This is a genomic window from Streptomyces sp. NPDC015171, from assembly GCF_043079545.1.
Lineage (GTDB): Bacteria > Actinomycetota > Actinomycetes > Streptomycetales > Streptomycetaceae > Streptomyces.
Genome location: NZ_JBIBUO010000004.1, coordinates 358,979 through 374,657, shown reverse-complemented (window position 1 = coordinate 374,657; position 15,679 = coordinate 358,979). Strand labels below are relative to the sequence as shown.

Sequence of the window (15,679 nt, the reverse complement as noted above, 5' to 3'; positions counted from 1 at the left end):
GGCTACCCTGCGGCGGCGCAAGGAGTGTGACGTACCGTCGGTCCCGGTGCCAGGAAACCGCCGCCATTCACCCAGGGGGACGCTTGTACGGGGGTCCGCCGTTCCCGGGCGCCCGGCCGGGAACCCTCGCACGTTGTTATGTGAGGGAGTGCGGACCGTCGAGCGAGGGGAACAGCAGGGATGCTGAAGCGAAGCCACCGTGCGCGGGCCGTGCTCGCCGTCGTGGCGGCCGTGTTGCTGGGCGTCGCCGGCTGTGACGGCGGGGGCGGGGCGGCACCGGAGGCGACCAGGGCGCGGGGGGCCCGGCCGCCGGTGTGGGACCGCAGTCCGGACTCGATCGCCGCGGTGGGCGACTCCATCACGCGCGGCTTCGACGCGTGCACGGTGCTGTCGGACTGCCCGGAGGTGTCCTGGGCGACGGGTGTCGACGCCGGGGTGGACTCCCTGGCGGTGCGGCTGCTCGGGGTGACGGGCGCGGCGGAGCGCAGCTGGAACTACGCGGTGACCGGGGCCCGCGTGTCCGACCTGAACGGGCAGATGGAGCAGGCGGTGACGCGCCGCCCGGAGCTGGTGACGGTGATGGTGGGCGCGAACGACGCCTGCCGGTCCTCGGCGTCGGCGATGACCTCGGTGGCGCGGTTCCGCGCCGACTTCGAGAAGGCGATGGGCACGCTGCGCTCGGCGCTGCCGAAGACGCAGGTGTACGTGGCGAGCGTGCCGAATCTGAAGCGGCTGTGGTCCGAGGGCCGGACGAACCTGCTGGGCAAGCAGGTGTGGAAGCTGGGCATCTGCCCGTCGATGCTGGCCGACGCGGACGAACTGGCGGGCGCCGCGGCGGTGCGCCGGGACAGCGTGCAGCGCCGGGTGGTGGCGTACAACGAGGTGCTGCGGGAGGTCTGCGCGAAGGACCGCCGCTGCCGCTCCGACCGCAACGCGGTGTACGACTACCGCTTCGGCACGGGCCAGCTGAGCCAGTGGGACTGGTTCCACCCCAGCAAGGACGGCCAGGCGCGGCTCGCGGAGATCGCGTATCGGAGGATCACCGCGCAGGGCGGGTGACCTAGGGTTTCCCGCATGAACGAACTTTTCGGCACACTTTCCGACGGGACCCCGGTGCACCGGTGGACGCTGGAGCGCGCCGGGGTGCGGGTGCGGGTGCTGTCGTACGGCGGGATCGTGCAGTCGGCCGAGGTGCCGGACGCGGCCGGGCGGACGGCGGACGTGGTGCTGGGATTCCCCGGCCTCGACGGCTATGTGAAGCATCCGGAGCCGTATCTGGGTGCCGTGATCGGGCGGTACGCGAACCGGATCGCGGGTGCCCGCTTCCCGCTGGACGGCCGGACGTACGCGCTGGCGCCGAACGACGGCCCGCACGCGCTGCACGGCGGGGAGCGCGGCTTCGACAAGCGGGGGTGGGACATGGCGCCGGTGCCGCACGGGGTGCGCCTGGGCCGGGTGAGCCCGCACGGCGAGGAGGGTTTCCCGGGGCGGCTGGCGGTGACGGTGACGTACACGCTGACGGCCGCGGGTGCGCTGCGGATCGCCTACGAGGCGGTCACCGACGCGCCGACGGTCGTGAACCTGACCAGTCACTCGTACTGGAACCTGGGCGGGTCCGGCGACGCGGGCGGGCACGAGCTGCGGCTCGCCGCGTCCCGGTACACCCCGGTGGACGCCGGTCTGATCCCCGCCGGGCCGCCGGCGGACGTGTCGGGTTCGCCCTTCGACTTCCGTACGGCCCGGCGCACCGGGTCCGGCTACGACCACAACTTCGTGCTGGACAAGGGGGTGACCGAGGCCGCCGAGGAGGTGGCCGAGCTGTACGACCCGGGGTCCGGGCGGACCCTGACGGTGGCGACGACCGAGCCGGGCCTCCAGCTGTACACCGCCGACCACCTGTCCGCGCCGTTCGCGCCCGGCGCCGGGATCGCCCTGGAGACGCAGCACTTCCCCAACTCCCCGCACCGGCCGGACTTCCCGGACACGGTGCTGCGGCCCGGGGAGGTCTTCCGCTCCGAGACGGTGTACGGCTTCGGCGTACGGGACCGGCGGCCCGTCCCGTAGGGGCCCCGAAGCCCCGGTCCAGGGGTCAGGTCCCGGACCGGGGCTGCTCGCGGGGGCCTGTCCCCGGCGCTGGGGGACTTGTCCCGGATCAGACGTTAATCGGCGCGGTCAGCCTGCGGTCCGTGATCGAGCGTCCGGCGGCGATCTCGTACGAACCCTTCACACACACCCACGCCTTCGCCGTCTCGTCCCAGACCTCGAAGGCCCGGCGCGGGAGTTCGACGGTGACCTCGGCGCTCTCCCCCGGCCCGGCCTCGACGGACGCGAAGCCGGCCAGCCGGCGGGCCGGGCGCTCGGGGCCGGGTCCGGCCGGCGAGACATAGATCTGGACGACCTCACGGCCGGCCCGCTCGCCGGTGTTGCGGAGCCGGACCCGGACGGTGCCGCCGTCGGTGTCCAGCGACTCGTAGGCCCAGTCGGTGTAGCCGAGGCCGTGGCCGAAGGGGTACGCCGGGGTGCGGCCGGCCCGTTCCCAGGCGCGGTAGCCGATGAACAGGTCCTCGGTGTAGGCCAGCTCGCCGCCGGCCGGGACGACCTGGGTGACCGGGGCGTCGGCGAGGGAGCCCCAGGTGGTGGGGAGCCGGCCGCCGGGCTCGTGGGCGCCGGTGAGGACGTCGGCGAGGGCGGCACCGCCCTCCTGGCCGGGGAACCAGGTCAGCAGCACGGCGGCGACCTCGTCGCGCCAGGGCAGTTCCACCGGGGAGCCGGAGTTGACGACCACGACGGTGTTCGGGTTGGCGGCGGCGACCGCGCGGACCAGGTCGTCCTGGCGGCCGGGGAGCCGCAGGTCGCCGCGGTCGAAGCCCTCGGACTCCACGCGGTCGGTGGTGGCGACCACGACCACGGCGGTGTCGGCGCCGCGGGCGGCCTCGACGGCCTCGGCGATCAGCTCGTCCGGGTCGCGCTGCGGTCCGCGGTGGGCGAGCGCGAAGGTGATGACCTTCATGGGGAGGTCCTCGGAGAGCCGGACGACGTAGGAGAGGGAGACGTCGACCGTCTCCCCGGCGGTGAGTTCGGCCCGGGCGCGGGGCACGGGGGCGCTGAAGAGCGCCTCGAAGGGGCCTTCCTTGGCGGGGCGCTGGGCGTCGTCGAAGTAGGTCGTCCCGCCGACGGTGAGGGTGAAGGCGCCCGCGCCCTTGATGCCGAAGGTGTGCGGCCCGGACTCGCGCGGGGTGAAGGTGCCGGTCAGCTCGATGCTGTGGAGGGTGGCGGGGGTCTCCCCCGGCCGGGCGGAGCCGGGGGCCTCGGCGAGGGTGACGCCGTCGGGGAGGTCCGTGCCCGTCCACTGGATCAGGCCGTTCGGGGCGGAGCGGGTGCCGATGATCTCGCCGGCGGCGTCGCGGCAGACGGCGCGCAGGGTGAAGCCATGGTCGGCGACGGCCAGTTCGGTGGCCGGGTCGGCGCCGACGGCGTAGCGGAGGGCGCCGTCGGGGAGGGCGGCGGTGAGGCCGTCGAGCGGGGAGACGGTCCGGGCCGGGAAGACGGTGGCGGAGCCGCCGCCGAGCACCCGGGCGTCGCGGGCGGCGGCGCCGATCAGGGCCACGGTGCCGGGCTTCAGCGGGAGGGCGGCGCGCTCGTTGCGCACGAGGACGAAGGAGCGGCGGGCGATCTCGCGGGCCAGGGCCTCGCCGTCGACCGGGGCGGGGAGTTCGGCGACCGCCGGTTCGGCGCCGTCCAGGATGCCGACGCGGGCGGCGAGGCGCAGCACCCGGCGCACGGCCGCGTCGACCGCGGCCTCGGCGACCTCGCCGGCCCGGACGGCCCGGGCGAGGGCCGGGCCGTAGACGGTCCGCGGCCCCGGCATGGCGACGTCGAGGCCGCCTTCGAGGGCGGCGACCGTGTCCCGGGCGGCCATCCAGTCGGAGACGTTGAAGCCGTCGAAGCCCCATTCGCCGCGCAGGACCTCGTTGACCAGGTGGTGGTGCTCGGTCATGGTCGTGCCGTTGACCTGGTTGTAGGCGGTCATCACGCCCCAGGGGCGGGCGTTCGCGACGATCGCCTCGAAGGGGGCCAGGTACAGCTCGCGCAGGGCGCGTTCGGAGACCAGGTTGTTCACCGTGAAGCGGTCGGTCTCGGCGTCGTTGGCGACGAAGTGCTTGACGGTGGTGCCGACTCCGCCGGACTGGACGCCCGAGACATAGCCGCCGCCGATCACGCCGGTCAGGTACGGGTCCTCGCTGTAGCACTCGAAGTGGCGTCCGCCGAGCGGGGAGCGGTGCAGGTTGACCGTGGGGGCGAGCAGCACGTGGACGCCCTTGCGGCGGGCCTCCTGGGCGAGCAGCACACCCGCGCGGCGGGCGAGTTCCGGGTCCCAGGCGGCGGCCAGCGCGGTCGGCGAGGGCAGCGCGACGGAGGGGTCGTCGGCGGTCCAGCGCACGCCCCGGACGCCGATCGGGCCGTCGGACATGACCAGGGAGTCCAGGCCGATCCCGGGCAGGGCGGGCAGCGTCCACATGTCCTGGCCGGCCAGCAGCCGTGTCTTGGCGTCGAGGTCGAGGGCGGCGAGGGCGGCCTCCACGACCGTCTCTCGGGCCTCGTCGGCCGGGGTGCGCTGGGATCCCGCCATCGCGGTTCCTCCTCATCGAGTCCGTGCAGGTGCCCCCCATCGTGCATCGGTCACCTGTAGAGCGGTAGGTTTCGTTATCTTGCTGTTATATTCGGCTGCCCGGGATGTCGTACGGTGACGTCATGAACGCGAGGGTCAGGAGCGAGGAGCGGCGTGCCGAGATCGTCGGTGCCGCCCTCGCGGTGATCGCCGAGCGCGGCTACCGGGGGGCGAGCCTGGCCGCGGTGGCCGAGCGGGTGGGGCTGACCCAGCAGGGCCTGCTGCACTACTTCCCCACCAAGGACGCCCTGCTGGTGGCCGTGCTCCAGGACCGGGACCGGTGGGACGCGGTGCCGGACACCCGGTGGCGGATGGATCTGCTGGCCTCGCTGGTCGAGTACAACGCGATGCGCCCGGCGATCATCCAGACCTTCTCCGCACTGCTCGGCGAGAGCGTGACCGAGGACCACCCGGCGCGCGGCTACTTCGGCGAGCGGTACGCCCGGGTCCGGGAGTCCATGGCCGCGGTCCTGCGCGCCGAGTACGGCGACACGCTGCCGAGCGGCCTCACCCCGGAACGCACCGCCCCGCTGCTCGTCGCCGTGATGGACGGCCTCCAGTACCAGTGGCTGCTGGACCCGGAGTCGGTCGACATGCCGGGGGCGTTCCGGGACTTCCTGCGGCTGCTGGGCGAGCCGTAGCGGCCCGCCGGGCGGGGGGGAACGGCTCGATCAGGCAGGCCCCCGCCGCCCGGCTGCCGGGTACGGTGGCCCCCGTCACGGCACGCAGCACGGAGCGACACGGCACCACCGCGCCCACAGCGACGGAAGGACCCGAACTCCCTTGACCCGTTCACGTCTTCGCCTCGGCGCCCTCGGCCTGGCCCTGCTGACCGGCCTGTCCGCCCCCGCCACGGCCCGCGCCGCGCCGGGGCCCGCGCCCTCCGCAACCGTGGAGGAGCAGCGGCTCGACCAGGCCGTCCCGCGGGAGATCCTGCGGCGCTCCGGATTCGACGCCGCGGCCGCAAACTTCCATCGCGCGCTGGGGCGCGCGCACTCCGCGGCACAGGCCCGCCGTGTCGTCGTACGGGAGGGGTCCGCGCTGTGGCGGCGGGCCGTGGACCGGGCGCAGGGGCGGGGCCCGGCGGCGGCGGAACCGGCGGGCCTCTCCCGGGACGACGACCGGCCGCTGTACTGGGCGCGGCTCGCGATGACCCGGGAGATGCGCACCTGGGAGCCGGGGTTCGGGCTCACGGACGCCCAGCGCGCGGAACTGCTCGACCGGCTGGAGCGGACCTCGCGCGGCCAGACCGACATCCGCTACCCGGGCGGGCACCGGCTGCGCCGGGTCCTGCTCACCGGCTTCGACCCCTTCACGCTCGACCGGGACATCCGCATCTCCAACCCGTCCGGGGCGACCGCGCTCGCCCTGGACGGCACGGTGATCGAGACGGCCCAGGGGCCGGCGCGCGTGGAGACCGCCGTCTTCCCGGTGCGCTGGCAGGACTTCGCCGAGGGCACGGTGGAGCGGACGCTGCGGCCGTACCTGCCGGCGATCGACCTGTTCACGACGGTGAGCCAGGGCCGCGCCGGCCGGTTCGACATCGAGCGCACCAATGGCGCCTGGCGCGGCGGCTTCCCGGACAACGACAACGTCTCGCGGACCGGGACCGTGCCGGTCGCCGAGCCGGCGTCGCAGCCGCAGTGGACGGGCACGACCCTGCCGTACGCGGCCGTCGTGGCCGCGCGGACGGGGCGCTTCCCCGTCTACGACCACACGGAGGTCACCGAGATCCCGGCGCAGGGCACCGGTCCGGTCGTACGGCCGGACGGGCCGAGCCCCGGCTCCGCCGCGCGGGCCGGGGGCGGCGGCGACTACCTCTCCAACGAGATCGCCTACCGGGCCACCCTGCTGCGGGACCGGCTCGGGCTGCACGACACCCTGCCCGGCGGGCATGTGCACACGCCCGTCCTGCGGTTCGGCGAAGGCAACACGGACCCGGCCACCGGTACGGTCACCGACCCCGAGTTCGTGCGGAACCGGCTGGACATCATCGCCCAGGTGCGGTCGATCGTGACCGCCGCGCTCGGCGCGGGCCGGTGACGGCGGGGGTCCGGGTCAGGGGGTGACGTGCTCCGCGTCGGGCCGGTCGCCGCGGGCGGCGCAATCATCGCCCGCGCTCTCCTCGCCCAGCAGGTCGCGGGCGAGGAGCGTGGCGCCCGCGACCGCGCCCGGCATCAGGAAGACCGCCACGAACGGCACCAGGAAGGCCAGGCCGAGAGGCGTGCCGAAGCCCCAGACCAGGGTCTTGCGGGAGCGCAGCAGGGTGAGGCGGGAGCGCAGGTCGACGCCCCGGCGCTGCAGGGCCACGGCGGCGAGCTCCTCGGTGAGGAAGAAGCCGGTGACGAAGAAGCCGATCACGGGTACGGCGGTCTGCCCGACGACCGGCAGGAATCCGAGGGCGAAGAGCAGCACGCCCCACAGGCCGGCCCGGACCAGGACGCGCAGGCTGTCCCGGGCCGAGATCCACAGCTCGCGCCAGAGCGGGAGCTCGGAGTGCGGTGCGGTGCCGTCGGGCGAGACGTCGGCGTCGACCCGCTCCGAGAGGCTCTCGTAGAAGGGCTGGCCGACCAGCAGGGTGACGGCCGTGAAGGTCAGCACGGCCAGCAGCAGGCCGAGGGCGAAGAGGACGGCCGTCACGAAGCCCCGGAACAGGCCCTGCCAGGGGCTCGGCCAGTCGTCGGCGAACGGGGTCGCCCAGCCGACGAGGTCCTGGCCCCACACGGCGAGCGCGACCAGCGCCGCGGCGTACAGCACCAGCGTGATCAGTCCGGGCAGCAGCCCGAACCCGTACTGGCGCCCGTGCCGGGCCACCCATCGCTGGCCCTTCAGCAGATAACCGAAACCCACCCCGAGATCGCGCATGGCGAGGACTTTACTGGCACGGGGTGACGGGGCGGCCTCCCGCCCTTCGGCGGCCGGCGCTCAGCCGTCCAGCATGCGGCGCAGCAGGTCGCGCAACGAGCGGCGCTCCTCCTCGGACAGGCCGGCGAGCGGCTCGCGGGCGAAGTGCAGGCCCTCGCGCAGGTCCCGGGCCACCTCGCGGCCCTCCTCGGTGGCCGCGGCCACCTTCACCCGGCGGTCGGCGGGGTCCGGGCGGCGCTCCACCAGGCCGCGGGTCTCCAGACGGTCCACGATCCCGGTCACGTTCGACGGCTCGCACTTCAGCTTCTGCGCGAGCTTGCGCATGGGCAGCGGCTCCAGCGAGAGCAGGCTGAGGAGGCGGGCCTGCGCCCCGGTCAGCGTGTGCTCGCCCGCCGCCTTCTCGTAGTCCGCGTAGAAGCGGGCCACGACGTCTCCGATCAGCTCGACGACCTCCATGGTGAGGGCGTCGGGGCGGCGGGGCTTCGATGGGGTGGACATACCCGCCAGGATACCCGGTTACTTGACATCATGAAATATTCAGGCGCATGGTTGTTTCAGGTACTGAAGTAAATCTGAAAGGCACTGTCATGATCAACCGCGAGTGGCACCTGCTCAGCCGTCCCGTCGGCTGGCCGAAGCCCGAGGACTTCGCCCTCGTCGAGACGCCCGTCCCGACGCCGGGCGAGGGCCAGGTGCTGGTGCGGAACAAGTACCTCTCCGTCGACCCGTACATGCGCGGCCGGATGAGTGCCGCGAAGTCGTACGCCGCCCCCTTCGAGCTGGGCAAGGTCATGCAGGGCGGCGCGGTCGGCGAGGTGATCGAGTCGAACGCCGAGGGCATCGCGGCCGGCGACCACGTCCTGCACTTCTTCGGCTGGCGCGAGTACGCGGTCCTGGACGCGAAGCACGCCGTCAAGGTCGACCCGGAGGCCGCGCCCCTGTCGACGTACCTCGGCGTCCTCGGCATGACGGGCCTGACCGCCTACGCCGGCCTGCTGCGCACCGCGTCCTTCAAGGAGGGCGACGTGGTGTTCGTGTCGGGCGCCGCCGGGGCCGTGGGCAGCCAGGTGGGCCAGCTCGCCAAGCTCAAGGGCGCCTCCCGGGTCATCGGCTCGGCCGGCTCCGACGAGAAGGTCGCGCTGCTGGTGGACGAGTACGGCTTCGACGCCGCGTTCAACTACAAGAACGGCCCGGTCGCCGAGCAGCTGCGGGCGGCGGCGCCCGACGGCATCGACGTCTACTTCGACAACGTCGGCGGGGACCACCTGGAGGCGGCCGTCGGCTCGCTCAACCAGGGCGGCCGGATCGCCGTCTGCGGCATGATCTCGGTCTACAACAACACCGAGCCCGCCCCGGGCCCGAAGAACCTCGCCCGGCTGATCCAGACCCGCGGCCGGATCGAGGGCTTCCTGGTCGGCGACCACTACGACCTCCAGCCGCAGTTCGTCCAGGAGGTCGGCCCGTGGGTCGCCTCGGGCGCGCTGAAGTACCGGGAGACCGTGACCGAGGGCATCGACACCACCCTGGAGGCGTTCCTCGGGGTGCTGCGCGGCGACAACATCGGCAAGATGGTCGTCAAGCTCTGATCCTCTGGCTTGACTTTCCGGCATGCGGTAGCTTCTTTCCGAAATCCGTCGACGATCGCGGGCGCGAGTCGCGACGGACCGAGGAGGAAGAAACCGCATGCCCATCACGCAGTCCGAGGTCCTGTACACCGCCGTCGCCACCGCCGAGAACGGCCGCGACGGCCGGGTCGCCACCGACGACGGCAAGCTCGACGTCGTCGTCAACCCGCCCAAGGAGATGGGCGGCAACGGCGCCGGCACCAACCCGGAGCAGCTGTTCGCCGCCGGGTACAGCGCCTGCTTCCAGGGGGCGCTCGGTGTCGTCGCGCGGCAGGAGGGCGCCGACATCTCCGGCTCCACGGTCACGGCCAAGGTCGGTATCGGCAAGAACGACGAGGGCTTCGGGCTCATCGTGGAGATCTCGGCGAGCATTCCGAACGTCGACGCGGCCACGGCGCGGGAGCTGCTCGACAAGGCGCACCAGGTGTGCCCCTACTCGAAGGCGACCCGCGGCAACATCACCGTGACGCTCGTCTGACGTCCGTCGTTGCGCACAGCGGCAGCCGCATCCTAGGACGTGGGGTGCGGCTGCTCCGCTCTGTCCGGGGCCGGGGGCCCGCGCACCTTCAGCGCATGGCGAGCGCCGCCCGGTGGACGGCGGCCGCGAGCCGGCTGTTCTCCGGCGCCGCTCCCCGCGGGAACGCGAACCGCCGGCGTGTGTAGCCGTAGGCGAGCCGGCTGTGCGGGTCGGCGAAGGACTGGACGCCGTTGGCGCCGCTGTGGCCGATCGCGGCGGCGCCCAGGAACGGGTGCCAGATGTCGGCGGTCGCCTGGAAGCCGACGCCGAAGGACTTGTGGGTGCGGGCCACCACGTCGTACCCCACGGAGTGGATCTGGCCGAACTCCGCGAGCGTGTCCTCCTTGAGCAGCGGGGCCCTTCCGTCCACCTCGCTGATCATCGCCGCGTACATGCCCGCGAGGCCGCGTGCCGAGCCGACCCCGCCCACCGAGGCGGGCCCCTTGGCGCGGATCAGCCGCTCGTTCGTCAGGCTCTCCAGGTCGGTCGGCTCCGCGCCGTGCCGGTTGAAGGCGATCGACTCGAGCGTGTGCGGGCCGGCCGGCACGGCGTCGAGCTGGGCCTGCTGAGCGGGGGTCGGCCGCGCCGGCTGCACCGTGCGGAAGCGCGGCTCGTGCGCCTCCGGCAGGCCCAGATGCAGATCGAGGCCGTGCGGGGCGCGGACCCGCTCCTCGTACACCTCCTGGAGCGTGCGGCCCGTCGCGCGGCGGACCACCTCGCCGGTCAGCGCGCCGATCACCAGCGCGTGGTAGCCGAAGGCCGCGCCCGGCCGCCAGAACGGTCGCTGGTCGGCGAGGCGTTCGGCGACGACCCGGTCGTCCGCCAGCTCGGCGAGGCTGAACCCGCTGTCGGTGCCGATCAGCCCCGCCCGGTGGGCGAACAGCTCCCGCAGGGTCAGCGCGCCCTTGCCCTCGGCGGCGAACTCCGGCCAGTAGTAGGTGACCTTCCGGTCCAGCTCCAGGGTGCCCTCCTGCACGAGCAGCGCCGCGACCAGGTGGGCCGCGCCCTTCGTGGCCGAGTACACGCCGTACAGCGAGTCACCGGTCACCTCCGCGCCGGCCCACAGGTCCACCACCCGGCGGCCCTGGACGTACGCGCACAACTGGCCCTCGTAGTCGCCCCGTTCCCCGGCGACGAAGGCCGCGAACTCCTCGCGCACCGGCTCGAAGCCGTCGGCGACCGTGCCCTGGACGGTGATCTCCTGTGTCATCCGCTCTCCTCACTGAGCCGCTGTTCGCTGCTGCCCCTCGGCACAACGCCCCTCCCGACCCCGGACGTTCCCGGGATCGGTACGGCGAGCAGTGCCTGTTCGACTCAACCGCCGCGGCGTCCCGTGGATGTCATGGATGCCCCGGATGGCCGATGGCACGGGGTGGTACGGGGTGCGCCACGTGCGGATCCGGTGCGGATCCCGTGCGGATCCCGTGCGGATCGGGCCCGAAGCCGCTGCGGGAGGCCCGGGCCGGCCGCGGTGCGAGGAGGTCAGGTGCACCACCACAGGAAGCGGTCGCAGGTCTTGGTGGGCGACGGCTCGGGGGTGGGAACGGCGCTCGTCGGGGCCGCGGTCGCACTGGCGGGCGGGGTGGTGGCCGGGGCGGCGGGGGTCGTGGGGGCCGCACCGGATCCCGTCGTGGCCGACTGCTGGGCCGTGCCGGTGTCCTGGGCGGAGGGGGAGGCGGACTCCTCGTCCTCGGGGGACTTCGAGGCGGACGCGGAGGCCGAGGCGCTCGGGACCGCGGAGGCGTCCGTGCTCGGGAGGGCGCCGGTGGAGGCGGCTATCGGGTCGGCGGTGCGGTCCGGCGCGGGGGACGCCGCTCCGCCGTCCGCCGAGGTGTCCGCACCCGGGGCCGAGGCGTCCCCGGCGAAGGGCGAGAAGGGGGCGTCCGTGCCGAGTTCGGCGATGCTCAGCCCACCCGCCGCGAGCACGAGGCCGGCCGCGATCAGCACGGTGCGGCGCCTGCGGCGCCGGTGCACGGCGGCCTTGCGGTCCCGCCGGCTGCCCTCGGCACGGGCGCCGCGGCGGCCCGCGGGGGCGGCTTCCCCGGGCGTCCCGTCGTCGTCCTCGTCGGACTCCGCCGGCCGCTCGGGCCCGCCGGGAGCGTCCGGGCCCTCGTACGGCGCCGCGTATGACCCGTCGTACGTGTCGTCGTACGTCTCGTCATAGGGCTGCTCGTAGGGGGCGGCGTACGGCTGCTCGTACGCGGTCCGGTCCCCGTACCCGGCCGGTGGCCGGGGGTGGCCGTGGCCGGGCCCGTGCGCGTGCGGCGCCGCCGCCGCGGGGGCGGCGGTGGCGGCGGCCAGCCGGTCGGCCGGAGTTCCGCACCCCGGGCAGGCCAGGGCGCCGTTGAGGTGCCGTCGGCACGGGAGGCAGTAGTCCATGACGCGGGAAGACTAGAGTCCGTTCGAGTCGGGTTCCAGGCACGACTGTGAAGGTTTGGTGCGAGGTCGAGAGAGTTCTCCGCAAGCCTTGCCGAAACCGTTGTCTGTCGGACCCCATGGACACCGGCGCAGCGGCCTCCGGCCGCGTCAAGGCGTACGCCGGCGGGTGGTACACGACCGAGCGAACGCCACAGCCGGACCACAGGGCCGGGCGGGCGTTGAACGCCGCTGCCGGCCCCTCCGTATCCAAGGTCGGCCCGCGCTCCCCCGCGCGGGCCACCCGGAACGGAGGACCTCTTGGCCGGCAACGTCACCTCGTTGTTCCGCGGCACCGCCGCGCACAGCCCCTCCATGGCGGCGCTGACGCGAGAGGGCGGCGACGGAACCGGCCCGGTGGACTTCTGCATCCCGTGCAACCCCTACTTCCCGACCCCCGCCATGTTCGACGAGCTGGCGGCCCGGCTGCGCGACATCATCACGTACTACCCGAGCGGCGCCGACACGATCGCCAGCGAGCTGTGCGGCCTGCTCCAGCTGCCGCCCCAGTGCGTGGCGATGGGCAACGGCTCCACCGAACTGATCACCTGGATCGACCATCTGCTGGTCCGCGAGTCGCTGGCCGTCCCGGTGCCCACGTTCGGCCGCTGGACCGACCAGCCGATGGAGACGGGCAAGCGGGTCGACATGTTCCCGCTCCAGGAGGCGAGCGGCTTCGCCCTCGACCTCGCCCGGTACGCCGCGTTCATCCGCGCCCGCGGCACCCGGGTGGCCGTGATCTGCAACCCGAACAACCCCGACGGCGGATATCTGCGCCGCCAGCAGGTGGTGCAGTTCATGGACGCGATGGCGGACCTCGACCTGGTGGTGGTCGACGAGTCGTTCCTGGAGTTCGCCGACGCCGAGGCCGAGCCGAGTGTCGTCCAGGAGGCCATGCTCCGCCCCAATGTGATCGTGCTGCGCAGCCTCGGCAAGAACTTCGGCCTGCACGGCGTCCGCTTCGGCTATCTGGTCGCCAACCCCGCGCTGGCCGGCAAGGTCCGCTCGATGCTGCCGAAGTGGAACCTCAACTCCTTCGCCGAGTACGTGGTGTTCATGCTGAAGGAGCACGGTCCCGAGTACGCGCGGAGCCTCCAGCAGGTCCGCCGCGACCGGCTGGAGATGACCAGCCGCCTCTCCGCGCTCCCCGGCCTCACCGTCTACCCCTCGCAGGGCAACTTCCTCTTCGTGCGCCTTCCCGTCGGCGCCGAGGGCACGGTGGTCCGGGACCGGATGCTCACCGAGCACCGGATCCTGGTCCGCGAGTGCGGCAACAAGATCGGATCCTCCAGCCGCTTCCTGCGGCTCGTGGTGCGCCCCCAGGTCGACGTGCGTCGCCTGGTGTCCGGCCTGGAACAGGTGCTCTACGAGCCCAGGAGGGGAGCCGCCGTACCCGAGCTGGGCGCCGGGACCAGCTACAGCTCGGGTACGGCGGCGGTCGACCGGCTGGTCAGCGAGACCAACGGGGCCGGACTGCAGCTCACCGCCGCCGGCCCCGCCCCGGCCGCCGGCACCGGCATGCCGCTCCCCGCCGCCGTCACGCCGGCCGGCGGCGGGATGCCGATGCCGGCGGCAGCCCAGCCCCTGGCCGCTCCGGCCGCGCAGCCGGCGTTCCCCCGGATGCCGGCGCCCTCGCAGAATCCCCTGCCGAATCCCCCGCCGACTCCTGTACCGACCCCCGTACCGGCGCCTGCCGCCGTGGCCGTACCGCCGCCCGTTCCCGTACCGCCGCCCGCGCCCGTTCCGGTGCCCGTGCCGATGCCGCCCACGCCGGTGACGGCCCCCGCGCCCCCGCCGGTCGCACCCGCACCCGTGCCGATGCCGGCCATGCCGTTGGCGGCCCCCGTGCCGGCGTCCATGCCCGTACCCGCGTCGACGCCCGTGCCGGCCGCCGCCGTGTTCGACGCCCCCACCCCGCCCGGTGTTCCGGCCCGCGGCGGGCTCACCGCCGCCCAGGTCCGCGGGATGACGGCACCCGGCACCCCGGCTCCGCCCGCCGGACTGACCCCGGCACCGGCGACGGGCTGGCCCAACGCGCAGAGCTGGCCGAACGCGGCGGGCATGGGGCAGGCCGGATAGCGGCTGCCGGCCGCGCCGCGCGCGGGTGTCCGGTGCCGGGTCAGCCGGTCCAGTCCAGCTCGGGGTCGAGCACGCCCTCGCGCGTCAGCAGCCAGCGCTTCACGGCCATCCCCTCGGCGCCGCCGCCGAATCCGCCCAACCCGTCCGCCGCCACCACCCGGTGGCACGGCACGAGCAGCGAGATCGGGCAGGACCCGGCGATGGAGCCCACCGTCCGCGCCGGGGCCCCGGCCGGCAGCCCCGGCTCGAACGCCCCGCTCAGGTCGGCGAGTCCGCCGTAGGTGATGGTCCGGCCCCAGCCGACGGACCGGTGCAGGGTCCGCAGCACCGTCCGCTGCACTCCGGAGGTCAGCCGCCAGTCGACCGGGAGGTCGAGGTCCTGCCGCCGGCCCGCGAAGTAGTCGGCGAACTGCGCGGCGACGGCCGCCGCGCGCCGGTCCCCCGCCGGGTCGGCGAGTTCCGTGCCCGGCGGCAGCCCGACGGATTCCCGCGGGTTGAACGCGGCCGCCGCCACGCCCTGCGCGGTCACCGCCACGCGCATGCTCCCGGTGGGAAGCGGAGTGCTGACGGTGAACCACTCCAGTTCCATCATTCCGTCATACTGGCACGCCGCCCGGCGCCGGTCCGACGGCCGGGCGGCGAACTCACCTGCCGGGCCCGCTCACTTCGGCGGGCACTGCTGCCAGGCCAGGTGGTACACGGTGCTGATGTCCCCGTCGGTCGAGTCCATCGTCATGAAGCTGACCTTGTCCGGGGAGGTGGTCCCGGCGTTCACCCGCAGTTCGGTGTTGATGTTGAAGTTGCGCAGGACCCCGCAGGGCGCCCAGACGAGCTGGGCCCAGTCGGTGTCGTCGGTGGCCTGCCAGTCGTCGCTGTAGGGGCCGGTGAGGGGGTGGTTGCGGGGCACGGTGCTCGGCGAGCCCTGGAAGTAGTACGACGCCTTCTGCGTTCCGGAGGCGCCCTTCTGGAGCGAGGCGAAGCCCCGGTAGTCGGCGCTGGCGATCGCGTAGGTGAAGCCCTGGGGCACATGCACCACCAGGTTGAGCTGACAGTTCTTGCGGAAGGCCGTGGGATCGGAGCCGCCGCCGGCCTTGGCCATGTACTCGCTGTAGGTCACGGTGAAGGCCGTGTTGTCCGGGGAGACCGCCACGGCGGCCGTGCCCGCGGGGCAGCCCGAGCCGTTCACGGTCGCCACATCGATGACGATCTTGTCCGGGGGCGGGTTGTCGAAGACGGAGGAGGGACTCTGGGCGGGTAGCACGGTGGTGACGAGAGCGGCCACCGCGCCGCTCAGGAGGAGTCCGCCGGCCATGGTTTCTCCCGGTTGTCGAGTGGGGGGTGAACCTCCGCCGGAACCGTTCAAAGGTGAAGAACCTGTGTGCCACCTGTGAACCAGCGATGGAGGCGTGGGCATCGTAGGAAGCCGCGCACGGGCCCGGGAGGGGGAACTCCGGCCATTCACATCGGGGTTTTCACGGGCAGAGGAGAGAGGGTGCCGGGGGGGGACGG

General features: G+C 73.7%; 14 protein-coding genes. 7 read left to right on the top strand and 7 right to left on the bottom strand.

Features of this window, described 5'->3' with window-relative positions:
- Positions 1–180: 180 nt before the first annotated feature.
- Together ACF073_RS13830 and ACF073_RS13825 are read left to right on the top strand one after the other, a co-directional pair.
- On the top strand, positions 181–1,059 hold the full coding sequence (locus ACF073_RS13830) for an SGNH/GDSL hydrolase family protein (protein WP_392069530.1): 879 nt from the start codon (positions 181–183) through the stop codon (positions 1,057–1,059).
- A 15-nt stretch (positions 1,060–1,074) separates the two neighbouring features.
- Positions 1,075–2,064: an aldose epimerase family protein gene (locus ACF073_RS13825; RefSeq protein ID WP_392069528.1), complete on the top strand. Its 990-nt coding sequence runs from the start codon at positions 1,075–1,077 to the stop codon at positions 2,062–2,064.
- 88 nt (positions 2,065–2,152) lie between these two features.
- Here the strand turns inward: ACF073_RS13825 and ACF073_RS13820 are convergent, their stop codons facing one another.
- Positions 2,153–4,630: a glycoside hydrolase family 3 protein gene (locus ACF073_RS13820; RefSeq protein WP_392069526.1), complete on the bottom strand. Its 2,478-nt coding sequence runs from the start codon at positions 4,628–4,630 to the stop codon at positions 2,153–2,155.
- A 104-nt stretch (positions 4,631–4,734) separates the two neighbouring features.
- Between ACF073_RS13820 and ACF073_RS13815 the strand changes: the two genes are divergently transcribed.
- Positions 4,735–5,310 carry a TetR/AcrR family transcriptional regulator gene (locus ACF073_RS13815; protein WP_392069524.1) on the top strand — a complete coding sequence of 192 codons (576 nt, stop codon included), beginning with the start codon at positions 4,735–4,737 and terminating at the stop codon, positions 5,308–5,310.
- A gap of 142 nt (positions 5,311–5,452) precedes the next feature.
- Positions 5,453–6,712: a pyroglutamyl peptidase gene (locus ACF073_RS13810; protein ID WP_392069522.1), complete on the top strand. Its 1,260-nt coding sequence runs from the start codon at positions 5,453–5,455 to the stop codon at positions 6,710–6,712.
- Positions 6,713–6,727: 15 nt separating this feature from the next.
- Here ACF073_RS13810 and ACF073_RS13805 read toward each other — a convergent pair whose 3' ends face one another.
- Both ACF073_RS13805 and ACF073_RS13800 read right to left on the bottom strand, forming a co-directional pair.
- Positions 6,728–7,534 carry an EI24 domain-containing protein gene (locus ACF073_RS13805; RefSeq protein WP_392069520.1) on the bottom strand — a complete coding sequence of 269 codons (807 nt, stop codon included), beginning with the start codon at positions 7,532–7,534 and terminating at the stop codon, positions 6,728–6,730.
- Between the two features lie 60 nt (positions 7,535–7,594).
- Complete coding sequence (locus ACF073_RS13800; RefSeq protein ID WP_392069518.1) at positions 7,595–8,032, bottom strand: MarR family winged helix-turn-helix transcriptional regulator; 438 nt, start codon at positions 8,030–8,032, stop codon at positions 7,595–7,597.
- Between the two features lie 89 nt (positions 8,033–8,121).
- On the opposite strand from ACF073_RS13800, the gene ACF073_RS13795 reads away from it, so the two are divergent.
- On the top strand, positions 8,122–9,120 hold the full coding sequence (locus ACF073_RS13795; protein ID WP_392069517.1) for an NADP-dependent oxidoreductase: 999 nt from the start codon (positions 8,122–8,124) through the stop codon (positions 9,118–9,120).
- Between the two features lie 97 nt (positions 9,121–9,217).
- Positions 9,218–9,637: an organic hydroperoxide resistance protein gene (locus ACF073_RS13790; protein WP_392069515.1), complete on the top strand. Its 420-nt coding sequence runs from the start codon at positions 9,218–9,220 to the stop codon at positions 9,635–9,637.
- Between the two features lie 88 nt (positions 9,638–9,725).
- Here the strand turns inward: ACF073_RS13790 and ACF073_RS13785 are convergent, their stop codons facing one another.
- Positions 9,726–10,886 (bottom strand): serine hydrolase domain-containing protein, encoded by a 1,161-nt coding sequence (locus tag ACF073_RS13785; protein ID WP_392069513.1) that lies wholly within the window; start codon positions 10,884–10,886, stop codon positions 9,726–9,728.
- 272 nt (positions 10,887–11,158) lie between these two features.
- Positions 11,159–12,055 carry a hypothetical protein gene (locus ACF073_RS13780; RefSeq protein ID WP_392069511.1) on the bottom strand — a complete coding sequence of 299 codons (897 nt, stop codon included), beginning with the start codon at positions 12,053–12,055 and terminating at the stop codon, positions 11,159–11,161.
- A 297-nt stretch (positions 12,056–12,352) separates the two neighbouring features.
- Between ACF073_RS13780 and ACF073_RS13775 the strand changes: the two genes are divergently transcribed.
- Positions 12,353–14,170, top strand: a complete 1,818-nt coding sequence (locus ACF073_RS13775) for an aminotransferase class I/II-fold pyridoxal phosphate-dependent enzyme (protein WP_392069509.1) — start codon at positions 12,353–12,355, stop codon at positions 14,168–14,170.
- A gap of 40 nt (positions 14,171–14,210) precedes the next feature.
- On the opposite strand, the gene ACF073_RS13770 is transcribed toward ACF073_RS13775, so the two are convergent.
- Both ACF073_RS13770 and ACF073_RS13765 read right to left on the bottom strand, forming a co-directional pair.
- Entirely contained in the window at positions 14,211–14,762 is a 552-nt protein-coding gene (locus tag ACF073_RS13770; protein WP_392069507.1) for a methylated-DNA--[protein]-cysteine S-methyltransferase, read from the bottom strand.
- Positions 14,763–14,831: 69 nt separating this feature from the next.
- Entirely contained in the window at positions 14,832–15,482 is a 651-nt protein-coding gene (locus tag ACF073_RS13765; RefSeq protein ID WP_392069505.1) for a DUF4360 domain-containing protein, read from the bottom strand.
- Positions 15,483–15,679: the final 197 nt, after the last annotated feature.